Genomic DNA, 22,039 nt, shown 5'->3' on the forward strand with positions numbered 1-22,039 from the left:
CACGCCACCCATCCGTCACCGAGAGGCAGAACAGGAGACCGCGCCATGGCCACACAGACGACGGCAGGAGAGCGCAGCCTGACGTTCATACGGGTCGCGGTCGCCCTGCAGACCCTGGCCATCTTCTTCCAGGCGGCCACCGCCGGACTGCTGCTGTCCACGTCCTACGGCCAGACGCTGCACAGCGCCGGAGCGCGTGTGATGTACGGCGCGTCCATGCTGTACGTGCTCGCCGCGATCCTCGCCTGGCGGCCGGGCGGCGGTACACCCCGTCCGATCTCGTACGCCATCGGCTTCCTCGCCCTCGCGTCGGTACAGGTCGTGCTGGGCATCGCGCACGAGCCCTCGCTCCATGTCCCCCTGGGCGTCCTGATGTTCGGCCTCAGCACCCTGGCATTGGGGCAGACACTGTCCACCCGCCTTCGGAGCCGTACCAGCATCAGGCCGTAGCCACCGCTCCCTACCGTCGCAACGGCAGCCCGGCGCGACGAACACCGAAGGCCCCGCTCCGAGCCAAGGCGCCGCGCTGGGGATTGCGCAGCGCGCCCACCCGGTCCCCGTCACCCCGTGAAGCACCTACACGCACTGTCCGAGGAGGAAGCATGGATACTCCGACCCCGCGCGCAGCCGACACACTGCCGTCACCCTGGCCGACGGTGGCCAGGACGGTCGTCCTGCTCACGGCGATCATCAGTGTGCTGCTCACCGCCTTCGCCTGGCCGTCGGTGCGGTCGCACGTGCACGACGTGCCGATCGCCGTCGCCGGGCCGACCACCGCCGTCACACAGATCAGCACCGCTCTGGACCAACGGCGGCCGGGCGCCTTCGCGATCACCAAAGTCGTCGACACCGCAGCCGCCGAACAGCTGATCCGTGACAGGAAGGTGTACGGAGCAATCGACCTCAGCTCCGGCACCCCGCAGGTCATCACCGCCTCGGCCGCCAGCGCAGCAGTCGCCCAGACCCTCCAGAGCATCGCGACCGTGCTCAGCCAGGGCCAGACACCAGGAAACGGCACCGCGGTCCCCACCCGCGACCTCGTCACGCTGCCGGCTGACGATCCGCGCGGTGCCGGCCTCGCCGCCGGAGCCCTGCCCCTCGTCATGGGCGGCCTGCTCTCTGCGGTGTTGCTGACCAGGCTCGTCCGCGGCACTGCCCGCCGGGTCGCCGGGTCGCTCGCCTTCGCGGTCACCGGCGGCTTGGCCGTGGCAGCGATCCTGCAGTTCTGGCTCGGCTCGCTGAACGGCTCCTACCCGGCCAACACCGCCGCGATCGCCCTGGCAATCGCGGCCACGTCCCTGAGCATCATCGGGCTGGAGTCACTGCTCGGCTACGCCGGAATCGGCCTCGGCGCCGTTGCCATGATGCTCGTCGGCAATCCCCTGTCAGGAACGTCGACCGCACCCGAGATGCTGCCCGGCTGGTCCGGCATGCTCGGTCAGCTGCTGCCGCCCGGGGCGGGTGGCCAGTTGCTGCGCTCCACCGCTTTCTTCGACGGCGCCGGCACCACCCGCTCCGTCATCGTTCTCGTGACCTGGCTCATGCTCGGTGCAGTCCTGTGTCTGGCCGACGGCCTGCGGGTGCGCCGCGCCGCGAACGCTCACACGCCACCGCTCGGCAGGTCCTGACACCGGCCGGGTGGCGAGCGGAATTGATGCGCTGCTCAGGGGCGCGTGGCGGTGATCGCCTCGGTCCGGATGAGTTCGTCGAACTGGCCGCTGGGGGCGAAGACCGTGAAGGCGTCGCGGAGGTCGCGTCCGAAGGCGTCCTTAGGGCCTGTGTGATGGCGTGATCAATATTGCGATTTCGCGCCCACCCGAAGGTGGAATCCGGTAGGACGCTGTGTGTGACGCGTAGGCAACTCACCGACGAGCAGTGGACGTTCATCGAGCCGTACTTGCCCATCGGTGAGTACGGCCCGTACCCCGAGAGGCTGCGGGATCAGTTCGAGGGATTGATCTGGTGCTTCCGCTCCGGCGCCCAGTGACGGCGCTGGTCAGCATCGACTCCACCACCGTCCGCGCGCCCACCACGACGCCGGGATGCACCTGGACCCCGACGCTCTGGCCGCCGTGGAGAAGGCCGCCGACGAGGCGGAGAAGGCCCGCCCGAAGGGGGCGGCTCAGAAGGACAAGACGGGCAAGACGCAACAGACGACCCGGAACGGGAAGAGCGGCGACGTATCCGGCGCCGGCGCAAGCTTCGACTGAAAGCCGCCCTGCTCGGACGCTCCAGAGGCGGGCAGATCAGCAAGATCCATTGTGCCGGCGACCGCAAGTGCCGCCCGCTGTCGTTCGTCCTGACCGAGGGGCAGGCCGCCGACAGCCCGCAGTTCATCCCCGTCCTGAAGAAGGTCCGGGTCCGCGGGCGGTCGGCCGTCCCCGAACCCGGCCCGACGCGGTCGCCGGAGACAAGACACCTCACGGCGCCAAGCCGTCAAGTTGATGTCCGGGTAGCTCGTGGGGCGGTCGAACAGAGCGGATCTTCGTACGCCAGAATCGCGGCATAGCGATGGCGCGGCACTGGTACTCCTCGGCTCCCGTTCTGGACGGTCTTCCGTTGCTGGACGAGCCCGGGTTCTGGGCCGCGCACCTGGTCGACCAGTGCCTCGCACCCCTCGGGGGCGCCATGAGTTACGACGGCACTTGCACCTGCCGTAGCGGTGCAGCAGAGGGGCTGCGCTTGCGGTGATGGGACGTCAGCACCCAGGCATTGTCGGAGAATAGTTGTATGCGGATTCTGATCATCACTGCCGGTTCACGAGGCGACGTCGCGCCGTTCACGGGTCTGGGCCAGCGCTTATTGGATGGTGGACACCAGGTTGCCGTGGCTGCCCACCCTCCGTTCGCGACCCTCGTCGAGGCGTGCGGTCTCCAGTATCGGCCGTTGCCGGGAGACCCGCAGGAACTCATCCGCTCCAGGGGCCAGACGGCGTCACCGGAGGAGATCCGGACGGTGATGACGGCATTTCTGAACAGGCTCGCCGATGGAGTGGCGCAGGCTGTGGCAGGCGGAGCCGACCTGGTGCTCACCGCCTTCGGCCCGTCGGCGCTCAGCCAGGCGGCGGGGGACGCTTTCGGTGTTCCCGTCCTCGGCACCTATCTCACGCCGGCTTTCGCCACCAGGGACTTCCCGCTGCCCGGTGCTCAGGGAGACGGCGACCTCGGGCCTGACGGCAATCTCGCCGCCGGCCACGCGGTGCTCCGGCGTGCGGATGCCCTCTCCGCAGGCGCTGTGACGCGGCTGCGCGGCCGCCTCGGCCTGGCCGCCGAAACGCCCTCGGCATCGCTCGGAAAGGCTGGGCCGGTTCTTCACGGCTTCAGTCCGCTGGTGGTGCCGCGCCCGGCGGACTGGCCGTCCGGGGTTGACGTGACAGGCTACTGGTGGCCCGCTCGACCGCAGGGCTGGCAGCCTCCGGTCGAACTGGTCGACTTCCTTCAGGCCGGTCCGGCCCCGGTGTTCATCGGGTTCGGCAGCATGGCACCGGGGGAGGGCGATCGGCTCGGCGAACTGGTGGCCGCCGCGGTGAGGCGGGCGGGTGTGCGTGCGGTCGTGCAGGCGGGATGGGCCGGGATGAGCGGCGCGGGTGATGACATCATGGCCGTCGGCGACCTGCCCCATGACTGGCTGTTCCCACGCACGGCCGCCATCGTCCACCATGCCGGGGCGGGAACCGCCGGAGCCGGACTGCGGGCCGGAGTTCCCACTGTGCCGGTTCCCGTCATGGCCGACCAGCCGTTCTGGGCGGCACGCCTGCACCGGCTGGGAGTCGCCCCTCAGCCGCTTCCGTTCCAGGACCTCACCGCTGAGAACCTCGCAGCCGCGATCTCGGCCGCCAGGGCCGAGCCGGTCCGCCACCGTGCGGCCGACATCGCCAGGCGCATGGCGACAGAGGACGGCGCTGCCGGCGTCCTCGCCCACATCGGCGAAGGATTCGACCACTGACAGTGAGGATGTTCATGAGCGGTGTCCGGGAAGGTCTGACCCAGCCTCTGACTGACCTCGGGTCCTCAACCCGATCTGTCGGCCTCGTCCGGGAGCCGCTCGTGTGTATCCGCCGGCCCGGCTTGCGTGACTTCAGAAGCGATTCCCAAAGCGGACGTAGTGTCAAGTTTTCCCAGCTCAGGTGTGAAGTCGACGCCTGGTAGGCAGGCTCGATCCGCTGTGTTCATTCGCGAAATGGCGGAGGTGGCGGATGCCGTCGGTGCTGGGAGTGTTGGAGGAGCGCGAGCGGGTGGCGCTGGCCCGGGCGGAGGGGCTGCGGGTGGAGTTGGAGCGGCTCCAAGCGGCGGTGGCCGAAGCGGAGGAGGCCGCGCGGCGCGCGGTCATCGCCCGTGAGGAGGTCGCCTGTGCTCTCGCCGAGGCGGCGGACGGCGCGGTGGTGCTGCCCGCTCGGGCGGTGACTGGTTGGGTGTGGAGCTGCAGTCCAGGCCGTGGACCGTGCCCCGGGCCACCACCTGGGCGAAGAAGGCGAGTTCGCTCACCCGAGCCTCCCGTTCCGCGGGCTGTGACGGGCTCCTCAGCTGCACGCTGGCGATCCGGTGCTCGAGAGTGCCGGGCCAGTGCGGGTTGGGCAGGCCGTCGTGGGTCATGTGCTCCCTGCGCCACAGGCGCGGCCACAGGTCCCGTTCGTGCGGGTGGAGGTGGTGAGGCTGGCCGCAGGCACACGAGTGCTGTACCGCTCCGCAGCCGCGGCACAGGTCGATGAACCCGTGGCCGGTCGAACGAGAGATGGCGGGGCGGCGGCTGCCGCAGTCCGCGCAGCCGGGCAGTGCTTCGCCGTTCACCAGGCTGATTTGGCGGCGGACGAACTCGGGCAGGGCCAGGGCTGGATGGCAGAGCGGATCGAGCTGGTAGCAGCTCTGCCGCCCGTGGCGGTGCCACCATGTGCCGGGGCGTCGGGGGACCCGCTGACCGGCATGCTTCTCGCGTCGCCGCCGCTCGGCGTACCGGGCGTCCTCGGCCAGCCGGAGCAGGCGGGCCTCGTGGAGTTCGTTCACCGCACGCGTCAGCGAGTCGGGATCGGCGTCGAGGTCGCGCGGTATCGCGGCGCTGACCGTCAGGTGGTGGTAGGTGGCGCGGAAGCCGTACGGGGCGTACAGGGTGAGGCACGTACGCAGTGCCGCGTGGCGTCGCCGCGTCGGCAGCTTGCGGTCAAGCACGAGTCGGCGGTGCGTCAGGAAACTCGCCATCAGCTCGACTTTCGCAGGGGTGCGGTGATTTCGAGCGATCGGTCGAACGCGTTGACCAGTGCCTGCGCCGACTGGGGTGCGTGCTGGTCGGCCATGCAGCGATCAGCAGGAGGAAGTCGGCGAGGTCCTGCTGGACCCTGGCGAGCAGCCGGGGGAGCTCGGTCTGGGCGATCTCGATCACCGGGCCCGGGCGCTCGCCGTCCGGGTGGAGCCGGATGGTGTCGCCGAGGTGCTCGGCCCACGGTGTCGGGTCGTGGCCGAGCCACAGCTCGCCTCCGTCGGCGCTTTCCAGCCATCCGCGCCAGTCCTCCAGTCCGCAGCAGCAACCGGGCGTCAGCGTCGTGCCGGTGCCCGTGTCCTGGACGCGGATCCCTCCTGGGGCGACGAACCCATTCGCGTGCAGTAGTGAGCTCAAGAAGGCGTCGGCCGGGTCGGTCAGACGGTCGTCAACCCGGCTGGAGTTGTAGTCGGCCAGGGTGGCGATCGCCGTGCCGACCTGGTCGCTGCTCAGCGTTCCGTTCAGTGGGATGAGTTGGTACGGCAGTTGCTCGGCGAGGCCAGAACGCGAATTCGGGAAGCGCGCCGATCTCCAGCACGGGATGTATGACGATCACCGGCCCGGTGTCGCGGACACCTGCCCCGGGCACCGCCGAATATATCTCGGCCGCGATGACAACGCCGGGGCCGGGTAAGGCCCAGAATCGGGCGCCTCACCCGATGCCGCGAGCGACCGGGTGCTCAGCCTGGAAGGCCAGCCTGCGTTCGGCGTCCTGAGCGATGTGGTCGAGGAGGTCGTCGAGTGCCGCGAACGCTTCCCACGGCTGCTGGCGGCCGGCTTCGGCAAGTCGCTCGATCAGCAGTTGTTCGAGATCGGTGACGCGCTTGTCCTTCCAGATCTTGTCGGCGAGGCTCACCATCAGCTCGTCGGTGCTGATGGCGGGGGCGATCCACGATGCGTGGCTGCGGGCGAAGCGGGCGGGCGCTGGAAGCCCCGACGTGCCCCGCCCGGCGCACCGGTAGCGGGCGGCCAAGCCCGTCCACGCGCGAGGGGTCGAGCGGCGCGGAAGGGCGGGGTAGGGCCAGCGGCACCAGGCTGCGGCGCGGACGGAGCGGGAGCTCGCTTCGCCAGGGCCCTTATGGGCGGGATCGCCTCTTCCACGGGCCGGCACTGTGTCTGCGCTCGTACACGGCGGCGTTGACTGGCCGAGCGGCCGCGGACCTTCCGGCGCCGAAGCTGCCCCCGCACTGGCTCGGCGATGTCGCTACCAGCAGCAGCCTGTGCCGTTCGGAAACTCGTCGCTGCTGGTCAGGCCGCATATCGGTACTCGTTGATGATGCCGCCGAGCACTCGCGTGCGAAGGAGCCGGTGAGCGGCCAGGCCGGCTCTTGGCACCGCTCCACCCGGCTGTTGCAGCACCTGGACCCCAGGATGCTGGTGCTGTGGGACCGGGGGTTCGACGGCAACGACTTCCTCGCCGCCGTGCACGCCACCGGTGCACAGGTCCTGGGCCGTATCAACGCCCGTCGCCGCCCGCCCGTCCTGCAGCCGCTGACGGACTCCTCCTATCTCTCGGTCATCGGCGGTGTTCCGGTACGCATCATCGAGGCCACAGTTGGCGTCACCTGCTCGGACGGCAGCAGCTTCGAGAGCTCCTACCGGCTGATGACCACCCTGCTGGACGCCCGGCGCTACCCCGCCGACCGCCTCGTCCACCTCTACCACGAGCGCTGGGAACACGAGAGCGCCTACTACGCCCTGCGCCACACCATCCTCAACGGACGCATCCTGCGCTCGGGCGACCGATTCGGCGTCGAGCAGGAGATGTGGGCCCTGCTGGTCCTCTACCAGTTGCTGCGACGGGTGATGGTCGAGGCGGCGGAGTCCCGGCCCGGCACCGATCCCGACCGCTGTTGCTTCACGATCGCCTTCCACACAGCCCGCGACCTGCTGGTATGTGCGGAAGAAGTCGTCCAGGAGGGCATCGGCACGATCGGGCGCCGCCTCCTGTCGGCGCTGTCACCAGCCCGCCGCCTCCGCGTCAGTACCCGCAAGGCGAAGTCGCCCATCTCCCGTTACGCGGAACGGAAAGCGGACGGCCGCCCCGACACAAGCCGGACCACGACCTCGGTGACGATCGCCGGTCGGATGTGCGGTGACACCGAGAACGTGGACGCGCCGGGTCTTGATCTCCATGACGAAGAAGACGTAGAGGCGCCAGAGGAAGACGGTGTCCACGTGCAGGAAGTCGCAGGCGAGCAGCGTGTGGGCCTGGGAGCGGAGGAACGTGCGCCAGGTCTGCTGGGTGGCGCGCTGCGGTGCGGGTGGCAGGCCGGAGCGGCGCAGTACGCGCCGTATGGTGGCGGCGGCGACCCGGTGTCCGAGCCGTCGCAGTTCGCCTTGGATCCTGACGTAGCCCCAGGTCGGATTGTCCGTGGCGAGGCGGCGGATGAGTGCGGCGAGTTCGTCGGGCAGCGGTGGCCGGCCCGGTCTGGTCGGCGGCTGGCGCCACCTCCAGCGAACCAGCCGGCGGTGCCACGCCAGCAGCGTGCCCGGGGTGACGAGCCGCTGCCGGCGCAGCGCGGTCGGCAGCTGTCGCGCGAGTGCCGAGAGCACTGTGCGATCGGCCCACGACATCCGTGGCCGCGCGACCTGCGCCGCAGCACCGCGACCTCGTGGCGCAGCGCGAGGATCTCGGCGTTTCTCACGGCCGAGGAGCGCCCCAGCAGCGTCAGCCAGTCCAAGGCCCGGCAGAAGATCAGGTACACCAGTCGCAGACCCACGACCAGCGATCATGCCCAGGACGCATACATGCACAAACCTGTTGATCAGACCTGGTCTGCGGGTAAAGACACCCCTCAGGCGCGCTGACCCACGGAGGGGTTGTCCTGGCAGAGGCGCATGGCACTGCTGGACGCCTCCAAGCCCTTGCCATCGGCAGGCTCGCCGGCGCCAGTGGGGCATTGCGCCAGAAGTCCGTCTGTACGCAGATCGCCCCGTTGTCGAGCATGTGTGTGCCGCCCTTGCCGATGAAGGCGAGCCCGCAGAGGCAACCCGGCCGTCATGGGCCAGCACCGCGCACACCCGCACGCGAACCGGTCCGGTCGCCGTGCCGCTGCCTGCCGTCGCCGAGATGAATGCTCGAACTGCTCGCCCCCTACACCGGCCACCGCCACCGCGTCTGCAAACTCATCGCCGTGACCGGCAGCCGAGCGCCCCGTTTCAACCCCCGGCTGGCCCCCCGACTGGCCCCCGACGACCACCGAGACCGCTGACCACCGGTCCCCGGCCGGCGCCTTGCTCCGGACCATCTGACGAACGCGCACCGAGAGAAGCGGTAGGGAGCGCTCTACCGGGTGCCGTAGAGTAGAGGCTACCGACGCGGGGTGGAGCAGCTCGGTAGCTCGCTGGGCTCATAACCCAGAGGTCGCAGGTTCAAATCCTGTCCCCGCTACGAACGTGAAGGCCCGGCTTCCGCCGGGCCTTCACTGTGTCCGGAGCCGTGCGGCTCGCCCCCTTCACCAGCCTCCGCCACCAGGCCTGCCGGCCCATCGGCCTCACCGGAAGCCGGGCACCGCGCTTCGGCCCCCGGCCCGCGTCGGTTTCCGGCCGGTCACCGCCGCCCTGATCGCCGAACCGGTCGGCGCTCACCGGCGGCGGCCCATAGGGCCGTCCGCCGGGTTTGGGGCCAGTGGCGTCAGGGCTTCCCCTTTGAGACGAAAAGGGTGACGGCGGTGCCCGGGGCGACCGCGGTGCCGGCCCTGGGCTCGCTGCTGATCACCGCGTCGGCCGGGGTCTTCCAGTCGGTGAAGTTCTGGACATGCTCGATCTTCAGTCCGACTTCCGCGAGGACCTTCTCGGCCTGGGCCTGGGGCATGCCGAGGACTGCCGGGACGGTGACGGAGGGGGCGCCGGGCGCTGGTTCGGCGCGGGTGCCGGGAGAGGGTGTGGCACTTCCCATCGGAGCCTCGGGGGAAGCAGTGGCTGAGGTGTCGGGGGCGGGGGAAGCGGTGGAGGTCGGCTCCGGCGGCGCGGGCGAGGGTGTCGCGGAGGCTACGGGCGCGGCGGCGGCGTGCCGGACCGGGGGCTGGTCAAAGCCGTGCAGGGCGAAGGCGGTGCCCGTGGTCAGGACGATGGCGGCCGCCGATGCCGTGACCGCGAGCAGTCCGCGCCGACGGCGGGTGCGGCGCAGGATGGCGGTGCCGTCGAACACGAGGGGGTGTGCGTCGTTCGCGAAGTTGTCCATGGCCTGGATCAGTGCCTCTCTCAGGTCGGGGTCCGGGGTGGAGCCGAGGTGGCCGTCGGGCGGGAACGAGGTCATCACGCACCTTCGAACTGGGGCAGAGGGGTGGGCCGGCCGTCGTCCGGTACGGGCGCGGGCGGTTCGGACCGGGGCACCGCGGTGCGCAGTTTGGCCAGCCCGCGGGCGAGTTGCGAGCGCACGGCGGAGGGTGAGATCCGGAGCGTCTCGGCGATCTCCTGGTCGCCCATGTCATGCAGGTAGTGCAGCACCACGACGGTGCGCATCCCGATCGGCAGGGCGTGGAGCGCCTGTACCAGTTCGTCGCGAAGGTCCACGAGCCGGTACGGGTCATGGGGGTCGGCGTGGTCCGCGAGGTCCGAGCGCTCGCCGGCCCGGCGGAGTCTGCGCCACCGGTCGTTGGCCAGGTTGACCACGATCCGGCGTACGTAGGCCTCCGGCGAGTCCGCGACGGCCACCCGGTTCCAGTGCCGGCATGCCTTCTCCAGCGCCTCCTGCAGCAGGTCCTCCGCACTGTCCTGACTTCCGGTCAGGATGTAGGCGGTCCGGAACAGTGCCGCGGAGCGCTGCTGGACGAACTCGACGAAGTCGATCCGCCGGGTGTCCCTACCGCGCCAGCCCAGCCTCACCAGCTACCCGCCGATGCACTCATGTTCTCCCCCTTCAGCGTTCCCGCACCCATGACGGCCCCGCACCGCATCCTGCTGCACCGAACCTCCCGAAGTGACACACATCACCTCGACCAGTGGTCCGGAACGCCCGCCGCCCGCCGACGGCCCGTAATGGTCAGCTGGGGCATCGACCCACCGGGCGTGGTCAGAGAAGGGCGACGGCGGCCACCGGCTGCTCCTGGGCACCACCGTCGGTGTCCAGGAGGCGGGCGACACGGTCGTGCTCGATCACCGCGCGCACCGTGCCCACCAGGTCGTCGTACACCGGAACACCCCGGCCAAGCCCGGGTTCCAGTACATGACCACGACCTTCGGCGGGGCGGCGGGGCGTGCATGCCCGCCACGTCCTCGGCCGGCATAGTCAGCGCGTAGCGCTGCACAGGTCCATCCTCTGGTCCTGCCCCAGACCGACCTCGTACGCCGCGTGGCCTGGCCAGGGCGGGTGACGGGTGCATCCGGGCGTGCCGCTCGATGAGCGGTGCGGGATGGCCCAGCCCGGTCTACGCGAAGCAGACGGGGGCGGTGGGGTGGAGCGGCACGGTGGCATTCAGTCCGGCGGCTGCGGCGGCCCTGAGGTAGGCGCCGGGCAGGAAGTGGGCGTGCACGTCGATGCGGGTGGCGGCGGTCATGATGGCCTGCTCAGTGGTCTGCTCCACTCTTCTGCGCCTTCTGCCCATGGGGCTGCTGCTTTCTCCTTGGTAGGGCCGCTGCTCCGCCGAGGTCCGGCGGAGCAACGGGTGTCCCGTTGGCCGTGTCAGTTCACTGGGCCCACGGCGGGGGGAACGTCGCGTCGCCGACCGTGGCCTTCATCCCGGCCGAGGTCACCGCGGTGAGTGTGGCGGGGTTTTCGGTGCAGGCGTTGCGGATCTGCAACTGCGTGCCGGCGGGGACGATGATCGCGTCACCGTCCCCCGCGTTGACCTCCACTCCCGCGACGGTGGCCGAGACCTTGCCGCTGACGATCACGAAGACCTCTTCGCGGTCCATCGAGTGCGCCTCGCTGGCCGCCCCCGGGGCGATCTCCAGCGCCCAGATCGCGAGTTCCACGCTCCCACGGGAGGGCACGGCCAGCGGGCGGAAGGTGAAGCCGTCGCGGTCGAACACCTTGGCGTCGGCAATGGTCGACAAGGGCATGAATTCCTCCAGAAGTAGTCAACTGGACTGACTGGTTTGACGTTAGGTCAGACTCTCGAAAAAGGTCAACCAAACTGACTATGATGGTCGAAAACGCCTCGCCCCCAGGAGGGACACCATGCAGACGCACATCGCCTCGGCCGCCGGCAGTGCGGACCGCAGGCCTGGCGAGGTGCCGCTGATGCTCGCGATGACCTTCCGCGCCATGACCGACCATCTGCACGCCCGGTTGGCCGAGTCGGGGCGGGAGCCCCTCCGCCCCGCCCACGGCTACGCCTTCCGCTACCTTGCCGACCACCCGGGAGCCACGACGATGGACCTCGCGTCCCACCTCAGCGTGACCAAACAATCCGCTTCCAAGACCGTCGCGGAACTCGCCGACTGGGGCTACCTCCAACGCCACCCCCACCCCACCGACCGACGCGCGCAGATCCTGCAACTGACCGACCGAGGGCAGGAATACCTGCGGCTCGCCGACCAGCTGTGGAGCGAGACCGAGCAGCAATGGGCCGAACTCATCGGCATCGACCGCCTCGACGCCATCCACCACGACCTGCGCACCTACCTGGACCACCTGCCCGGCAGCCATCCCGCCAGCCTCCGGCCGGTCTGGTGAACCACCCGCCAGGGGAGGCCGTTCACCGCCACGGCCGCCCGGGAGTCGCGCCGTCCCGTCCGCGAAACAAAGCGCCGTAATGGCCGGCCGCTTGCCGGAGACGACCGGCAGCCACTGCCCGAGCCGCAACCGCACATCCGGCTGACCCACGCGCCCGGCCCCCAAGGAAGCAGTACGTGGTGAGTTGGACGGCCGAACCGGACAGTGGGGCGCGGGAGTTGGAGATCGAGGGGGCCGGTGGCGCGTTGTTCCAGTTCCGGCCGGCCACCGTCGAAAAGTCGCGCCGGCTGCACGCGCCGCAGCCGAGTGCAGAAGAGATGCGGGCAAGGCTGCGGGCGGGGAATGGTCCGCTTTCGTGCCGGATTCGCCTACGTGGCAGCCGAGTTGCCAGGCGAGCAGAGCCTCCCGCTGTACCGCCTACGGTTCACCAGCGTGCTGCACACCTGGGGCTTCGCCCTCTACCTGGCCAGCACTCGGCGCGCGTGGTGTGTATGGGCGCGGCGGCTTCGCTGGGGTGCGTCGCTCGGTTCCGTTGGCCAGCACTGTGTGCAGCACGCTTACTACTTGGTCGTTCTCGTCTCGATGTCCCGGGCAGAACCGGACGGCGCCAATCCCGGGCATGGGCCGAAAGGAGCGCCCCCGCCTCGTACAGAACCACCACTGCCCCAGCCCGGCACGACGTGAGTCGGGGGAGGCGGTGAGCGGCGTGGCGTCATGGGCCGGTGAACGGTGCTATCCGCAACGCCGTCGGGTGGTCTGCGGTCGGCGCGCCAGCGGCTGTCAGGAGGTCGGTGCCGGTGTGGGTGTTGGCGGGGTCGGCGGCTGCTCGGGTTGGACGCGTCGGGCTGCTTTCGCGCTGTGCTACACGTGGAACGGGACGGTCGTGACGACGATCTTCGGCAGGGGTCGGAGTGCCCGTCGCAACCGAGCCGCGAGTCGGTTGTGCAGGAGGCGGTGCCGCCAGTGCCGGACGACGATCTCCGGGAGGATGACGGTCAGAGTGAGGTCCGGGCGCTGGTGGTGCAGCGACTCGATGTAGTTGACCAGCGGAGCGACGATCGTGCGATAGGGGGAGACCACGATCTTCAGCGGTAGGTGGTCGCCCCACTCACGCCAGTACTCGCGGAAGCGTTGGGCCTCGTCCTCGCTGGGGCTGATGTGGAGCGCGAGGACGGGCTGCTTGAGCGAGGCCGCGTAGGCCAGCGCACGCATGCCGGCCAGGTCCAGCGTGGCGATCGGCACGATCGACAGCGGGTGGATCTCCTCGGGAGTCTCCTCGGTCTCCGCTTCTGACTGGGCCTCGGTCGGCGCCTCGGGCTCGGGGCCCGGCGTCTGTGCGTCGGTTCGCTTCGTGCCGTCCTCCGAGCGCGGCGGTGTGATGGTACGGCTGGGGACTTCGACTGCGTGCGGATGCAGTTCAAGCGCTTTGCCGACCACGTCGTAGTGGTGCCGGATTCGTGTCGTCACCAGGATGAACAGTCCCACCACGAGCACGGCGAACCAGGCGCCTTCGGTGAACTTGGTGACTCCGGCGGTGATGAAGACGATCGCCGAGAGCAGGGCGCCGGTGGCGTTGAAGGCCAGGCTCTTGCGCCAGTGGCGGTCGCGCAGGCGCCACCATCGTTCGGAGAGCGCGGCGATGCGTCCGAGTTCGGTGTTCATACCGGTGGCGAAGACCACGCCGTGGGCTTCGCCACCGGTGCAGCTGGTGCCGCTGAAGACGAGATCGTGTGCTTGTGAGCACGTGGACGTCCACGTCCAGGATCGCGGCCGAGTGCAGTGTGGTCACCGACTCCCCGGTCAACGCCGACATGTCGACCTCGATGGCCCCTTGCAGGAGGCGGATGTCGGCGGCGATCCGGCCGCCGGCCTCGATGACGACGATGTCGCCCGGGACCAGTTCGGTGGCGTCGATCTCCCGCGCGACACCGTCGCGGTGGGCCTTCGCCCGCTGGGGGATGTAGGCGGCCAGCGCCTCGACCGCGTGTTCGGCGTGCACCTCCTGGATGAACGCGAACGCGGCCTTGAGGAAGATGATGAGAACGACGGCGGCGGCGACGACGTCCGAGCCCACGGCGGTGAGCAGCGCGGCGGTGAGCAGCGCGGCGGCGAGCCACAGCAGCAGGGCGAGTGGGTGCGTGAACTGGCGGGCCAGCTCCCAGGGCCAGCGTCGGCCGCCGCGCCGGTGCAGTTCGTTGCGACCGTACTGCACCAGTCGTCGCCCGGCCTCGGTGGAGGTCAGTCCGGCGCGCGAACTGTGCAGATCGCGCAGGAGCAGCTCCGCCGCTTCCTCGGGGTCGAGGCCCGGCGGCCGTACCCACGCCTCGTGTCGACTCTTCACCCGACAGACGTTAGGTCCGGTTGGGAGCCCGCTGATGGAACGACACCTTGGGCCGGGGCTCGTGCTTGGCTGCCCATGCGGCCTGGGGCGGCCGGGCAAGCCGCCGCGGTTTCCCGTGGTCGCCGACACGGACGGCGGGGACGAGGGTGCCGAGCAACCCGATGAGCGTCCCCGGGGACGTGAGTCCACGCCCGGCAAGGTGGGGAGCTGTGTGTCCTAGGCAGCGGGCTCATCCCAGGTGATGCGCTCTACAGCATGCGCTGGGAACGACACCCGGGATCCGTCCTTCTGGGTGACGTGCACCCATCCGCGCTCGTCGATGCGGACAATGCCCTCGACCGACTCGCCGAGCGCGACGCCAGGGCTGACATAGCCCGCCCCATGGGCCAGATGCACTGTTCCGGGGTTCGCTTCAAGGCCTGCCATGACCTGATTGTCCGGGGTCGATCCGGGGCCCACCACCGGAGCCCTCCTGCCGCCCTCGACGTCGGCCTGCTCCTGCTGCGCGGCGTCGTCTCCACCTGGCCCGTTCCGTGGGGGGCTGGAGTCGAGGTTCAGGAAGGTGTGGTGTCGTGCTTCGCCGGTACGACGACCACGGGGAGGTGGGCGTGGTGGACGACCTCGGTGCTGGTCGAGCCGAGGGTGAGGCGTCCCCAGGCACCGGATCCTCGGGTGCCGACCACGAGCAGGCTGGCGTCCTCGCTCGCTTCGAGGAGGACCTGCGCCGGGCGGCCGCGTTCGCAGACGATCTCCACTTTCACGGAGGGTCCGCCGAGCTGTTGTTGGAGTTCCTTGACGGAGTCGGCCACGGCCTGGGTGACGAGATCGCGCTGCTGCGGGATAGGGCCGCTGTCGGGGCCGGAGCCGGGTGTCCTCTCGAAGCCGGAGTGCTGGGTGGGGGTGTACTCGTATGCGCAGACGGCCCGCAGGCCGGTACCGCGCAGTTGGGCCTCGCGGAGTGCGAAGGTCACGGCCTGCAGGGCTGGGGCCGAACCGTCCGTGCCGACCACGATCGGGCCGACCGGGTGGGGGACGGGAGGATCGGTCACGGGAGACCTCCAAGGATTTGGCGGGCGTGGAGACAGTACCGTCGCGGCGTGTCTGGCGCTGGGGTCCGTGCGGTCGTCCGTTGCGGGGGCACTTCTCAGCCTGCTCCTGCTCGTCGGCGGGCACCAGCTCACGCGTGAGCCGTACGCGATCGGACCCGGTGGCCGCTAGCCAGGGCAAGCCCGTGCGACTGGCCGTGGAGTCGGTCGACCTGGAGATGCAGGTGACCGTCTCAGCCTCGGCGGAGGTCAGCGGCCGGGTCAGGTTCCGGGTCCTCACGGCCGGTGCCAGGGCCGCGGGCAGCGCCGGTGCCTCGCACACCGTCAAGCTGCAGCTGAAGGCGGAGACGTCCGACGGCGGCCGGGTGCTCACCGCCAACCCGGATCGGCTGCGGCGATCGAGTGCCCGAGACGGGCGAGCTCGCCCTGGAGACGCCTGTGTCCCCACTGCGCGTTCTCGCGAGCGAGCTGCAGGATCAACTTCTTGAGTGCTGCCTTGGTCGGCGGTCGGCGGTCGGCGGTCGGCGGTCGGCGGTCGGCCGGTGCGGGTGCGCCGCGCCCAGCCGTCGATGGCCTTGCGTCAATCTCCTCGTGCGGATGGGTTTTCGCGGTTCGCGGTGAACAACGTCCCGGTACGGCCGGGAAAGGCGGCGCCGGGTCGGGTGTGGTACGAAGCTTCGTTGCGAAGGCACGGGTCGGCTGACCGGGGCCGCTTCGATCTTCCGGGGCGTTCGAATCGCGGTCCACGCCGCGCTGGATCGACGTTCAGGAAGCGGCTTTGTCATGCTCCGCCGGGACGGCAACGACGGGAAGGCGGGCGTGGTGGATGACCTCGGTGCTGGTCGACCCAAGGCTGAGACGTTCCCAGGCAGCTGATCCTCGCGAACCGATCACGAGAAGACAGGAGTCCCTGCTCGCTTCCAGGAGGACCCGCGCCGGACGTCCCTGTTTTGCACGCGATCTCCACCTCCACGGAGGGCACCGAGCTGTTGTCGCAGTTCCTCGATGGAGTCGATCATGGCGGTCAGCTGTCTTCGGAGGCCGTGTCGACGGTTGCCCTCGCGGGCCTGTGCTGCCCTCGATCCGGGGTGTTGGGCGACTGCTTCAGCGTGTCGAGAATCGCCAGGCCCTGTCCGACGATTCCTGCCACGATCTGGCTGACCCCCTCGGTTCCGTTGAGGACGGTCAGGTTCGCTCCGGCGAGGCCGCGGGCGGCCGAGTCGGCCAGTGCGGGCAGGGATTCGATGACCCGGTTGGCGGCGATGAGCTCCTGGTTACCGCTCTTGAGCGAGGCGGCGCGCGCGTTGTTGGCATCGGCCTGTGCCTGTGCCGTGGTCCGTTCGGCATAGGCGCTCGCGTCGGCCTGGACCTTGACCGCCTCCCCCTCCGCGGTGGCAAGGGTGGTCCGCCGGTAGGCCTCGCCCTCCGACTGGAACTTGGCCTGGTCGCGCTGGGCTTCGGCGAGGGTGCGCTGCCGGTACGCCTCCGCGTCGGCCGGGCGCCGCACCTCGGCCTCCAGTCGTTGGGCAGCCAGGTCGGCCTGCCGCTTGGCCAGTGCGGTCTGCTCCTCGATGACCTCCTGCGAGGCCCGGGCCTCGGCCAGCGGTCCGGCCTGGGCCGCCCGAGCGTTGGCCTCTTCGATCTCGGCCTGGAAACCGGCGCGCTTGATCGCTGTGTCCCGCTCGTACTCAGCCCGCAGAGCGGCTGCCTGCTGCTCGCGTTCGGTGGCTTCCTGATCGGCCTTGGCTTGGGCGATGCGGGCCAGGCTGGCGACGACGGCGGCGTGCGGGGCGGCGAGATTGGTGATGTAGCCGGAGGCGTCCTCGATCTCCTGGATCTGCAGCGCGTCCACGACGATACCCAGCTTCTCCATCTCGCTGTGGCTGCCTTCCTTGACCTCCTGGGCCACCCGGTCCCTTTCGCGGATGATCTGCTCCACCGTCAGCCCGCCGATGATGGACCGCAGGTGGCCCGCGAAGATCCGGCCGACGAGTTCCTCCATCCGATTCTGCTCGGACAGGAACCGGCGGGCCGCATTGGCGATCGACGCGAAGTCGTCGCCGACCTTGAACACGGCGACGGCCCGGACGTTGAGTCGGATGCCCTGCTGGGTGACGCAGTCCTCCGTGATCTCGGCCTCCCGGAGCGCCAGGGAGAGGATGCGAGCCTTCTGCTTGACCGGCAGGACGAAGCTGCCGTGCCCGGTGACGATCCGGAACTGGGTGTCCTGTGCCTGCCGTTTGGAGCCGGAGATCAGCAGTGCCTCGTTCGGTGCGGGAACATGCCAGAACAACATGTGCGGACTCCTGCCATGTCGGACTACGGGGATGCGAAAGGGACGACGACGACGGAACGCGCGGACGTCCACTCCACGACGATGACGCGCGTGTGCCGGGCGATCGGTTCGTCGGCCCAGGCCGCGTACGCCTCGCTTCCGCCGCGTACCGGCAGCAGGACCTCACCCGGACCACCGAGAGGGATGGAAACGGTCACTCGTCCGATGGCTCCGATCGGGTTCTGGTCTGTGTCATCAGACGCGCCCATCCGGTGTTCCTGGCCTCTACTGCAGTACAACCCCCAATTCAATATAGCGATCAAGATGCGGCTTTCCAGCCAGGCATCAGCGACACCGCAGCCAGGCGTGGGACTCCCGCTCTTCTCCCGCGATGATCATCGCGGATGCCGTACTCCTTCCGGACCGGTTCTACGACCGCTGCCAGGTGCGTCACGGACCGTAGGCAGGCCGAGACCACTGAGCGGAGTACGGTGGGGATACCGGGGGTGGTCCGGATGTCCGCGACCCGCGCGTCCCCCTCGGCGATCAGCGGGTTCCTTCGGGGCCTGTGGATGGGCGGCGGGCCATGGAGGTTGACTCCGACACCTCGTTCCCGGGGTTCCTGCCGGACAGGTTCCGTCAGTTGGCGAAGCCGGGTTCGGTATTGCTGCGGCTGGAGACGACGCGCTCGCGCGAGGGAGCGCTCGACGGCGCGTGGTGGCCGCGCTCCCGTGACATCGGCGCCGAGCTGCCCGGCCTGGTCACCGCGCTGACCGAGCACCTGGGGCCTATCGCGAGCGTCGGTCTGGACGCGGACGCGTGGGACGACGTCCCGGCCCGGCTGGTCATCGACGGCCGGTCCGTCCACATCGACCAGTACCGGGCCGGTGATGACACAGTGATCATCACGCGAGGTGATCGCGATCATTTCAGCCTGCTCGTCATCCCTCCGCAGGCGAGCCCGGAGGCAGCACATGCGGCGATGGCGCAGGCGGTTCAAGCCGGTGGCACCGACTCGGCACGGCAGATCCTCATCGCCACCGGCATCAGCTCCGAGCCTCCCGGCGAACCGTCCTGACCAGTGGGCCCCACGAGCTGCACGCCACCAAGCACGCCACCAGGAAGGGCGGTAGCGACATGTCCGTCTACGTGAAACTCTCGACCGAGGCCCGGTCACCGGCGGAGCCGTCCACGGGGCCGCTGGACATGCAGTACCAGGACAAACCCGGCGGCACCACGTACGAGTACGACCTGCACCCGAGCGGAGCGCTGCGGATCGTGCGCGTCTTCCAGGACACTCCGCACGTGGTCGAGGCGTACTTCGGCCCTACCGCGTGGCTCCAGGTCGTGGGCACCTACCGGCGAAGCGGTTCCGAGTACTGATCCGCAGGCCGCACCGGTGCACCCGCCGCGCGCCGTATGGCGGGTGTGTCGGATGTGTCAGCGGGTGGGGCATCGGCCTCCGCGCCGGAACCGGACTGCGGAGACGGGGACGCGGACGAGGTGGTGGTGTGCTCCTTCACCCCTGTGCGCCTGGAGCTCCTGGGAGTCCGGAACCTCGTCGCGCGATCGAGGGTCACGGTCATGATCGAGAACCTGTCTCCGGACCCGGCAAGCGAGATCCGGGATAGCCGTGCGCCGGAGACGACGCCAGTGTGTCCGGTGCCGGCATACGAGGTGGACGGCAGCCCGACGTCGCAGGCAGCGCTGGATTACGCCTTCGAGGCCGCGTCCCTGCGCGGCGCGGGCCTGCGCGCGATCCACGGCTTCCATCCCGCACATTACGGGGACCGGAGGACGAGTACCGTGCCGAGCAGGAGGCCCGTCGGATGCTCTCGGAGACCGCGGCCGGACGCGGCGCGTCCTACCCTGACGTCGAGTTGACGCACGAGGTGGTGCGCGGCCATCCCGTGGCCGTGCTCGCCGAGGCATCCAGACACGCACTGGCATTGGTGGTCGGAACGCGCGGCCTCGGCGGATTCACAAAGGCCCCCGATTCGTTGCTGGACCGGCTCGAGCCGGAGGCCGTCTACCTCACCCCGCTGGCGCCCTTACGAGGCGGCACGGTGGGAGATTGGCAGGCGCCTGCCACCGCCGGCACCCGCCGAGCCACCTCGGCGCGATTGTCATACGGTCGAGATGAGGCATGAATCCGACGGAGGCCCCCATGGCGAGATACAGATGGCGAGTGCGCGTGCTCTCGGCAGAGGGCAACGAAACGGTCACACAGCCAGCTCTGCCGTACACGGACCATTTCGATGGGTCCGCTCAGGAGTACGCCGACTTCCTGGTCGGCAGGGCTCTGAAGCAAGGCCAGGACGATGCGGGGCCGACGCGTGCCGTGCGTGTTGTTGCCGATGTCTGGGAGCCGGACGGCCAGGGGAGCCCCGAGGGGCACGCTGGGTGGCCGCAGTAGCAACAGCCACGCAGCATGTCTAGGTAGCGGGCTCGCCCCAGGTGATGCGTTCTACAGCATGCGGCGGGAACGACACCCGGGATCCGTCCTTCTGGGTGACGTGCACCCATCCGCGCTCGTCGATGCGGACAATGCCCTCGATCGACTCGCCGAGCGCGACGCCAGGGCTGACATAGCCCGCCCCATGGGCCAGATGCACTGTTCCGGGGTTCGCTTCAAGGCCTGCCATGACCCGATTGTCCAAGCTCGATCCCGGGCTCACCACCGGAGCCCTGTCATGCCGCCCACCCGTCCGGCCTCCAGGGCGCCCAAGGGGTCTGGTGTGCAACTTCGTGCCCTGCGGGTTCGAGATCGCGATTGGGGGCGCACGACCTTGACGAGGAACCGGGCGGCTGTGGTGTCGTCGTCGGGTGGAAACCGCGGCCGGCCGCATCGGACAGACCCACGGCGACGAGTGCGAGGACCGCGAGAACGAAGGCGTACGTCGGTGCGGCGGACAGCGCACCCGCCTGCCGCACACCGCGGAGGTTGCCGGCGAGCAGCACGGCGATCACGACGACGCCGATCGCAACGTGTCGGGTTCGAGTGAGGGGATCGCCGAGGTGACCGCCGCCATCCCGGAGGCGATCGAGACCGCGACCGTGAGGATGTAGTCGGTCACCAGGCCGGCGGCGGCCGCCAGCCCGGGAACGCGGCCCAGGTTGGCGGTGGCGACGATGTACGAACCACCGCCGTGCGGATAGGCGGATCGTCTGACGGTAGGACACCCCGACCGCGAGCATCAGGAACACGATCGTCATGGCGATCGGCACCGAGTACCACAACCCGCCGGCACCAGCGAGGACGAGGACGGCCAGCATCGCCTCGGGTCCGTACGCGACCGAGGAGAGCGCGTCGGCGGATAGCACCGGCAACGCCACCAGCTTGGGCATCCGCTCATGCGCGATCGCGGTGCTCCTCAGCGGAGCCCCGAGCAACGGGTGTCGGACTCCAGCGTGCCGATCTTGTGGCGGTCGGCGTCGAGCATGTCGTGGCCGCGCCATTCCCGGATGTCACCTGCTTCGAACACCGGCAACCTCCGAGGTCTGTGGGCGTCTCCCATTCCCTATCGGGGGGCGTGCGCGCTGCACTCGCCCGGCGCGCCGACCGGGCGACTCGGCGCGACAACCGGCCGCGCGGCGGTGCTGGTGGAAGCCTCCCCGGTCGCGGGCGGCCTGTCCAGCCCCTACGGTCGTGTTCCGGCACGGGCTCGTCGGAGTGGGAGGCCAGGATGCGGTACTACCGGTGGATACTCGAGACCCAGGACGACGACGGCCGCTGGTCCCAGCAGGACGGCGCTCCCATGCCGAACCCCCTGGAATACGACGGGCCACCCCAGCGGGCGGCCAACCACCTGCGGGACGTGTTCGTGCGCACCCTCTCCAGCCCCGCTCCCGGCCCCCGGGCGATCAGGGTCCGAGCCTGGGAGGGGCGACACTCGGTCGGCGAGCCTCATGCCGAAACCGAGTGGTCACGCGAGTAGCGGGACCAGCCACAACCAGGACGCGAGGCCGCCGCGGAGCGGCGAACGGCATGATGTCGTCCGCTGCCGATCGTTTTCACCCGTCGGCCCGTAGGTCTGCCGTCGGCACACCTGCGGCCGTCAGGAGGTCGATGCCGGTGCGGGTGTTGGCCGGGTCGGACGTCGCCGTCATCAGCCACTCGGCGGCGGAGGCCTCGGCTTTTTTGGGGCACCAGGAGCTCCAGGCGCACAGGGGTGAAGGAGCACACCATCACCTCGTCCGCGTCCTGTTCCTGTTCGCACCACCCGACGCTCGTCCTCGACCGGCTTCCCTGTCTTGCTCCACGTGGGTCGGCGTACGCTGCACCGGCATTTCCCCTGTCCCAGCATCGCACCGGCTCTCACCCGGCGACACCTCGGCCAGGATGGCTCCTGTGGCCGTGGGGTGCGGCGCAAGAAATCTCGGGTGGCTATTCTGGTCGAACGTCGCGCGGGGGAATTTTCAAATACTGACTCATGTGTACGGCAGGTTGCTTTAATTCTCGAAATTCGGAGTATCCTGGAAGGTGCCGGTAGGAGTTGCCGGAA

The 22,039-nt window shown here is 69.7% G+C and carries 21 protein-coding genes, 1 tRNA gene and 7 pseudogenes; 12 read left to right on the forward strand and 17 right to left on the reverse strand.

Annotated elements, in window-relative coordinates; genetic code table 11:
- The first annotated feature begins 45 nt into the window (after positions 1 to 45).
- The 4 genes and pseudogenes from ACZ5ON_RS32330 (at position 46) to ACZ5ON_RS32345 (ending at position 3,945) form a co-directional block, all read left to right on the forward strand.
- Positions 46 to 450, forward strand: a complete 405-nt coding sequence (locus tag ACZ5ON_RS32330; RefSeq protein ID WP_465600124.1) for a hypothetical protein — start codon at positions 46 to 48, stop codon at positions 448 to 450.
- 152 nt (positions 451 to 602) lie between these two features.
- Entirely contained in the window at positions 603 to 1,628 is a 1,026-nt protein-coding gene (locus ACZ5ON_RS32335) for an ABC transporter permease (protein WP_465600126.1), read from the forward strand.
- A 218-nt stretch (positions 1,629 to 1,846) separates the two neighbouring features.
- Positions 1,847 to 2,415 (forward strand): annotated as a pseudogene (locus tag ACZ5ON_RS32340) (transposase family protein); the annotation flags it as partial.
- Between the two features lie 315 nt (positions 2,416 to 2,730).
- A complete protein-coding gene (locus ACZ5ON_RS32345) occupies positions 2,731 to 3,945 on the forward strand; it encodes a glycosyltransferase (RefSeq protein WP_465600128.1) in 1,215 nt (404 codons plus the stop codon).
- A gap of 380 nt (positions 3,946 to 4,325) precedes the next feature.
- On the opposite strand, the gene ACZ5ON_RS32350 is transcribed toward ACZ5ON_RS32345, so the two are convergent.
- Positions 4,326 to 5,192: a hypothetical protein gene (locus ACZ5ON_RS32350; protein ID WP_465600130.1), complete on the reverse strand. Its 867-nt coding sequence runs from the start codon at positions 5,190 to 5,192 to the stop codon at positions 4,326 to 4,328.
- Between the two features lie 710 nt (positions 5,193 to 5,902).
- The gene (locus ACZ5ON_RS32355; RefSeq protein WP_465600131.1) at positions 5,903 to 6,223 is read right to left on the reverse strand and encodes a hypothetical protein; all 321 of its coding nucleotides are present in this window, start codon (positions 6,221 to 6,223) and stop codon (positions 5,903 to 5,905) included.
- A gap of 398 nt (positions 6,224 to 6,621) precedes the next feature.
- On the opposite strand from ACZ5ON_RS32355, the pseudogene ACZ5ON_RS32360 reads away from it, so the two are divergent.
- Positions 6,622 to 6,981: pseudogene (locus ACZ5ON_RS32360) on the forward strand (IS4 family transposase); the annotation flags it as partial.
- A 228-nt stretch (positions 6,982 to 7,209) separates the two neighbouring features.
- On the opposite strand, the gene ACZ5ON_RS32365 reads toward ACZ5ON_RS32360, so the two are convergent.
- Positions 7,210 to 8,154, reverse strand: a complete 945-nt coding sequence (locus ACZ5ON_RS32365) for an IS3 family transposase (RefSeq protein ID WP_465600187.1) — start codon at positions 8,152 to 8,154, stop codon at positions 7,210 to 7,212.
- 416 nt (positions 8,155 to 8,570) lie between these two features.
- Between ACZ5ON_RS32365 and ACZ5ON_RS32370 the strand changes: the two genes are divergently transcribed.
- Positions 8,571 to 8,644, forward strand: a tRNA-Met gene (locus ACZ5ON_RS32370).
- Positions 8,645 to 8,887: 243 nt separating this feature from the next.
- On the opposite strand, the gene ACZ5ON_RS32375 is transcribed toward ACZ5ON_RS32370, so the two are convergent.
- The 5 genes from ACZ5ON_RS32375 to ACZ5ON_RS32395 form a co-directional block, all read right to left on the reverse strand.
- Positions 8,888 to 9,511, reverse strand: coding sequence for a PASTA domain-containing protein (locus ACZ5ON_RS32375; RefSeq protein WP_465600133.1), 624 nt, complete (start codon positions 9,509 to 9,511; stop codon positions 8,888 to 8,890).
- Complete coding sequence (locus tag ACZ5ON_RS32380; RefSeq protein WP_465600190.1) at positions 9,511 to 10,044, reverse strand: SigE family RNA polymerase sigma factor; 534 nt, start codon at positions 10,042 to 10,044, stop codon at positions 9,511 to 9,513. The genes ACZ5ON_RS32375 and ACZ5ON_RS32380 overlap by 1 nt, the downstream gene beginning before the upstream one ends.
- 223 nt (positions 10,045 to 10,267) lie before the next feature.
- Positions 10,268 to 10,387, reverse strand: coding sequence for a hypothetical protein (locus ACZ5ON_RS32385; RefSeq protein WP_465600135.1), 120 nt, complete (start codon positions 10,385 to 10,387; stop codon positions 10,268 to 10,270).
- A 235-nt stretch (positions 10,388 to 10,622) separates the two neighbouring features.
- The gene (locus tag ACZ5ON_RS32390; protein WP_465600137.1) at positions 10,623 to 10,778 is read right to left on the reverse strand and encodes a hypothetical protein; all 156 of its coding nucleotides are present in this window, start codon (positions 10,776 to 10,778) and stop codon (positions 10,623 to 10,625) included.
- A gap of 103 nt (positions 10,779 to 10,881) precedes the next feature.
- Positions 10,882 to 11,256 (reverse strand): cupin domain-containing protein, encoded by a 375-nt coding sequence (locus ACZ5ON_RS32395; RefSeq protein WP_465600139.1) that lies wholly within the window; start codon positions 11,254 to 11,256, stop codon positions 10,882 to 10,884.
- Positions 11,257 to 11,374: 118 nt separating this feature from the next.
- Between ACZ5ON_RS32395 and ACZ5ON_RS32400 the strand changes: the two genes are divergently transcribed.
- Positions 11,375 to 11,872: a MarR family winged helix-turn-helix transcriptional regulator gene (locus tag ACZ5ON_RS32400; protein WP_465600141.1), complete on the forward strand. Its 498-nt coding sequence runs from the start codon at positions 11,375 to 11,377 to the stop codon at positions 11,870 to 11,872.
- Between the two features lie 861 nt (positions 11,873 to 12,733).
- On the opposite strand, the pseudogene ACZ5ON_RS32405 reads toward ACZ5ON_RS32400, so the two are convergent.
- From ACZ5ON_RS32405 to ACZ5ON_RS32420, 4 genes and pseudogenes are all read right to left on the reverse strand, one after another.
- Positions 12,734 to 13,597 (reverse strand): annotated as a pseudogene (locus tag ACZ5ON_RS32405) (hypothetical protein); the annotation flags it as partial.
- Positions 13,598 to 13,667: 70 nt separating this feature from the next.
- Positions 13,668 to 14,402, reverse strand: a pseudogene (locus ACZ5ON_RS32410) (cation-transporting P-type ATPase); the annotation flags it as partial.
- Positions 14,403 to 14,429: 27 nt separating this feature from the next.
- The gene (locus ACZ5ON_RS32415) at positions 14,430 to 14,639 is read right to left on the reverse strand and encodes a hypothetical protein (RefSeq protein WP_465600143.1); all 210 of its coding nucleotides are present in this window, start codon (positions 14,637 to 14,639) and stop codon (positions 14,430 to 14,432) included.
- Between the two features lie 128 nt (positions 14,640 to 14,767).
- Complete coding sequence (locus ACZ5ON_RS32420; RefSeq protein ID WP_465600145.1) at positions 14,768 to 15,262, reverse strand: universal stress protein; 495 nt, start codon at positions 15,260 to 15,262, stop codon at positions 14,768 to 14,770.
- 158 nt (positions 15,263 to 15,420) lie between these two features.
- On the opposite strand from ACZ5ON_RS32420, the pseudogene ACZ5ON_RS32425 reads away from it, so the two are divergent.
- Positions 15,421 to 15,588: pseudogene (locus ACZ5ON_RS32425) on the forward strand (trypco2 family protein); the annotation flags it as partial.
- 58 nt (positions 15,589 to 15,646) lie between these two features.
- Here the strand turns inward: ACZ5ON_RS32425 and ACZ5ON_RS32430 are convergent.
- The 3 genes and pseudogenes from ACZ5ON_RS32430 to ACZ5ON_RS32440 all read right to left on the reverse strand — a co-directional run.
- Positions 15,647 to 15,769 (reverse strand): annotated as a pseudogene (locus ACZ5ON_RS32430) (integrase core domain-containing protein); the annotation flags it as partial.
- Between the two features lie 255 nt (positions 15,770 to 16,024).
- Positions 16,025 to 16,342: a universal stress protein gene (locus tag ACZ5ON_RS32435; protein WP_465600192.1), complete on the reverse strand. Its 318-nt coding sequence runs from the start codon at positions 16,340 to 16,342 to the stop codon at positions 16,025 to 16,027.
- Positions 16,284 to 17,555 carry an SPFH domain-containing protein gene (locus tag ACZ5ON_RS32440; protein ID WP_465600147.1) on the reverse strand — a complete coding sequence of 424 codons (1,272 nt, stop codon included), beginning with the start codon at positions 17,553 to 17,555 and terminating at the stop codon, positions 16,284 to 16,286. The genes ACZ5ON_RS32435 and ACZ5ON_RS32440 overlap by 59 nt, the downstream gene beginning before the upstream one ends.
- 565 nt (positions 17,556 to 18,120) lie before the next feature.
- On the opposite strand from ACZ5ON_RS32440, the gene ACZ5ON_RS32445 reads away from it, so the two are divergent.
- From ACZ5ON_RS32445 to ACZ5ON_RS32455, 3 genes are all read left to right on the forward strand, one after another.
- The gene (locus ACZ5ON_RS32445) at positions 18,121 to 18,612 is read left to right on the forward strand and encodes a DUF5994 family protein (protein WP_465600150.1); all 492 of its coding nucleotides are present in this window, start codon (positions 18,121 to 18,123) and stop codon (positions 18,610 to 18,612) included.
- Between the two features lie 59 nt (positions 18,613 to 18,671).
- On the forward strand, positions 18,672 to 18,917 hold the full coding sequence (locus ACZ5ON_RS32450) for a hypothetical protein (protein ID WP_344639253.1): 246 nt from the start codon (positions 18,672 to 18,674) through the stop codon (positions 18,915 to 18,917).
- Between the two features lie 446 nt (positions 18,918 to 19,363).
- On the forward strand, positions 19,364 to 19,684 hold the full coding sequence (locus ACZ5ON_RS32455) for an adenine nucleotide alpha hydrolase family protein (RefSeq protein WP_465600154.1): 321 nt from the start codon (positions 19,364 to 19,366) through the stop codon (positions 19,682 to 19,684).
- Between the two features lie 285 nt (positions 19,685 to 19,969).
- Here the strand turns inward: ACZ5ON_RS32455 and ACZ5ON_RS32460 are convergent, their stop codons facing one another.
- Both ACZ5ON_RS32460 and ACZ5ON_RS32465 read right to left on the reverse strand, forming a co-directional pair.
- Positions 19,970 to 20,179: a hypothetical protein gene (locus ACZ5ON_RS32460; protein WP_465600157.1), complete on the reverse strand. Its 210-nt coding sequence runs from the start codon at positions 20,177 to 20,179 to the stop codon at positions 19,970 to 19,972.
- Between the two features lie 160 nt (positions 20,180 to 20,339).
- A pseudogene (locus ACZ5ON_RS32465) lies at positions 20,340 to 20,882 on the reverse strand (amino acid permease); the annotation flags it as partial.
- Positions 20,883 to 21,220: 338 nt separating this feature from the next.
- On the opposite strand from ACZ5ON_RS32465, the gene ACZ5ON_RS32470 reads away from it, so the two are divergent.
- Positions 21,221 to 21,472 carry a hypothetical protein gene (locus ACZ5ON_RS32470; protein WP_465600160.1) on the forward strand — a complete coding sequence of 84 codons (252 nt, stop codon included), beginning with the start codon at positions 21,221 to 21,223 and terminating at the stop codon, positions 21,470 to 21,472.
- Positions 21,473 to 22,039 lie beyond the last annotated feature (567 nt).

It is taken from the genome of Kitasatospora sp. NPDC032150, from assembly GCF_055579945.1.

Excerpts from the sequence above, each read along its gene's own strand:
- ACZ5ON_RS32330 (WP_465600124.1), top strand. The coding sequence starts at position 46 with ATGGCCACACAGACGACGGCAGGAGAGCGCAGCCTGACGTTCATACGG.
- ACZ5ON_RS32335 (WP_465600126.1), top strand. The coding sequence starts at position 603 with ATGGATACTCCGACCCCGCGCGCAGCCGACACACTGCCGTCACCCTGG.
- ACZ5ON_RS32345 (WP_465600128.1), top strand. The coding sequence starts at position 2,731 with ATGCGGATTCTGATCATCACTGCCGGTTCACGAGGCGACGTCGCGCCG.
- ACZ5ON_RS32350 (WP_465600130.1), bottom strand. The coding sequence starts at position 5,192 with ATGGCGAGTTTCCTGACGCACCGCCGACTCGTGCTTGACCGCAAGCTG.
- ACZ5ON_RS32365 (WP_465600187.1), bottom strand. The coding sequence starts at position 8,154 with ATGCCCCACTGGCGCCGGCGAGCCTGCCGATGGCAAGGGCTTGGAGGC.
- ACZ5ON_RS32375 (WP_465600133.1), bottom strand. The coding sequence starts at position 9,511 with ATGACCTCGTTCCCGCCCGACGGCCACCTCGGCTCCACCCCGGACCCC.
- ACZ5ON_RS32395 (WP_465600139.1), bottom strand. The coding sequence starts at position 11,256 with ATGCCCTTGTCGACCATTGCCGACGCCAAGGTGTTCGACCGCGACGGC.
- ACZ5ON_RS32400 (WP_465600141.1), top strand. The coding sequence starts at position 11,375 with ATGCAGACGCACATCGCCTCGGCCGCCGGCAGTGCGGACCGCAGGCCT.
- ACZ5ON_RS32415 (WP_465600143.1), bottom strand. The coding sequence starts at position 14,639 with ATGGCAGGCCTTGAAGCGAACCCCGGAACAGTGCATCTGGCCCATGGG.
- ACZ5ON_RS32440 (WP_465600147.1), bottom strand. The coding sequence starts at position 17,555 with ATGTTGTTCTGGCATGTTCCCGCACCGAACGAGGCACTGCTGATCTCC.
- ACZ5ON_RS32445 (WP_465600150.1), top strand. The coding sequence starts at position 18,121 with ATGGAGGTTGACTCCGACACCTCGTTCCCGGGGTTCCTGCCGGACAGG.
- ACZ5ON_RS32450 (WP_344639253.1), top strand. The coding sequence starts at position 18,672 with ATGTCCGTCTACGTGAAACTCTCGACCGAGGCCCGGTCACCGGCGGAG.
- ACZ5ON_RS32455 (WP_465600154.1), top strand. The coding sequence starts at position 19,364 with ATGCTCTCGGAGACCGCGGCCGGACGCGGCGCGTCCTACCCTGACGTC.
- ACZ5ON_RS32460 (WP_465600157.1), bottom strand. The coding sequence starts at position 20,179 with ATGGCAGGCCTTGAAGCGAACCCCGGAACAGTGCATCTGGCCCATGGG.
- ACZ5ON_RS32470 (WP_465600160.1), top strand. The coding sequence starts at position 21,221 with ATGCGGTACTACCGGTGGATACTCGAGACCCAGGACGACGACGGCCGC.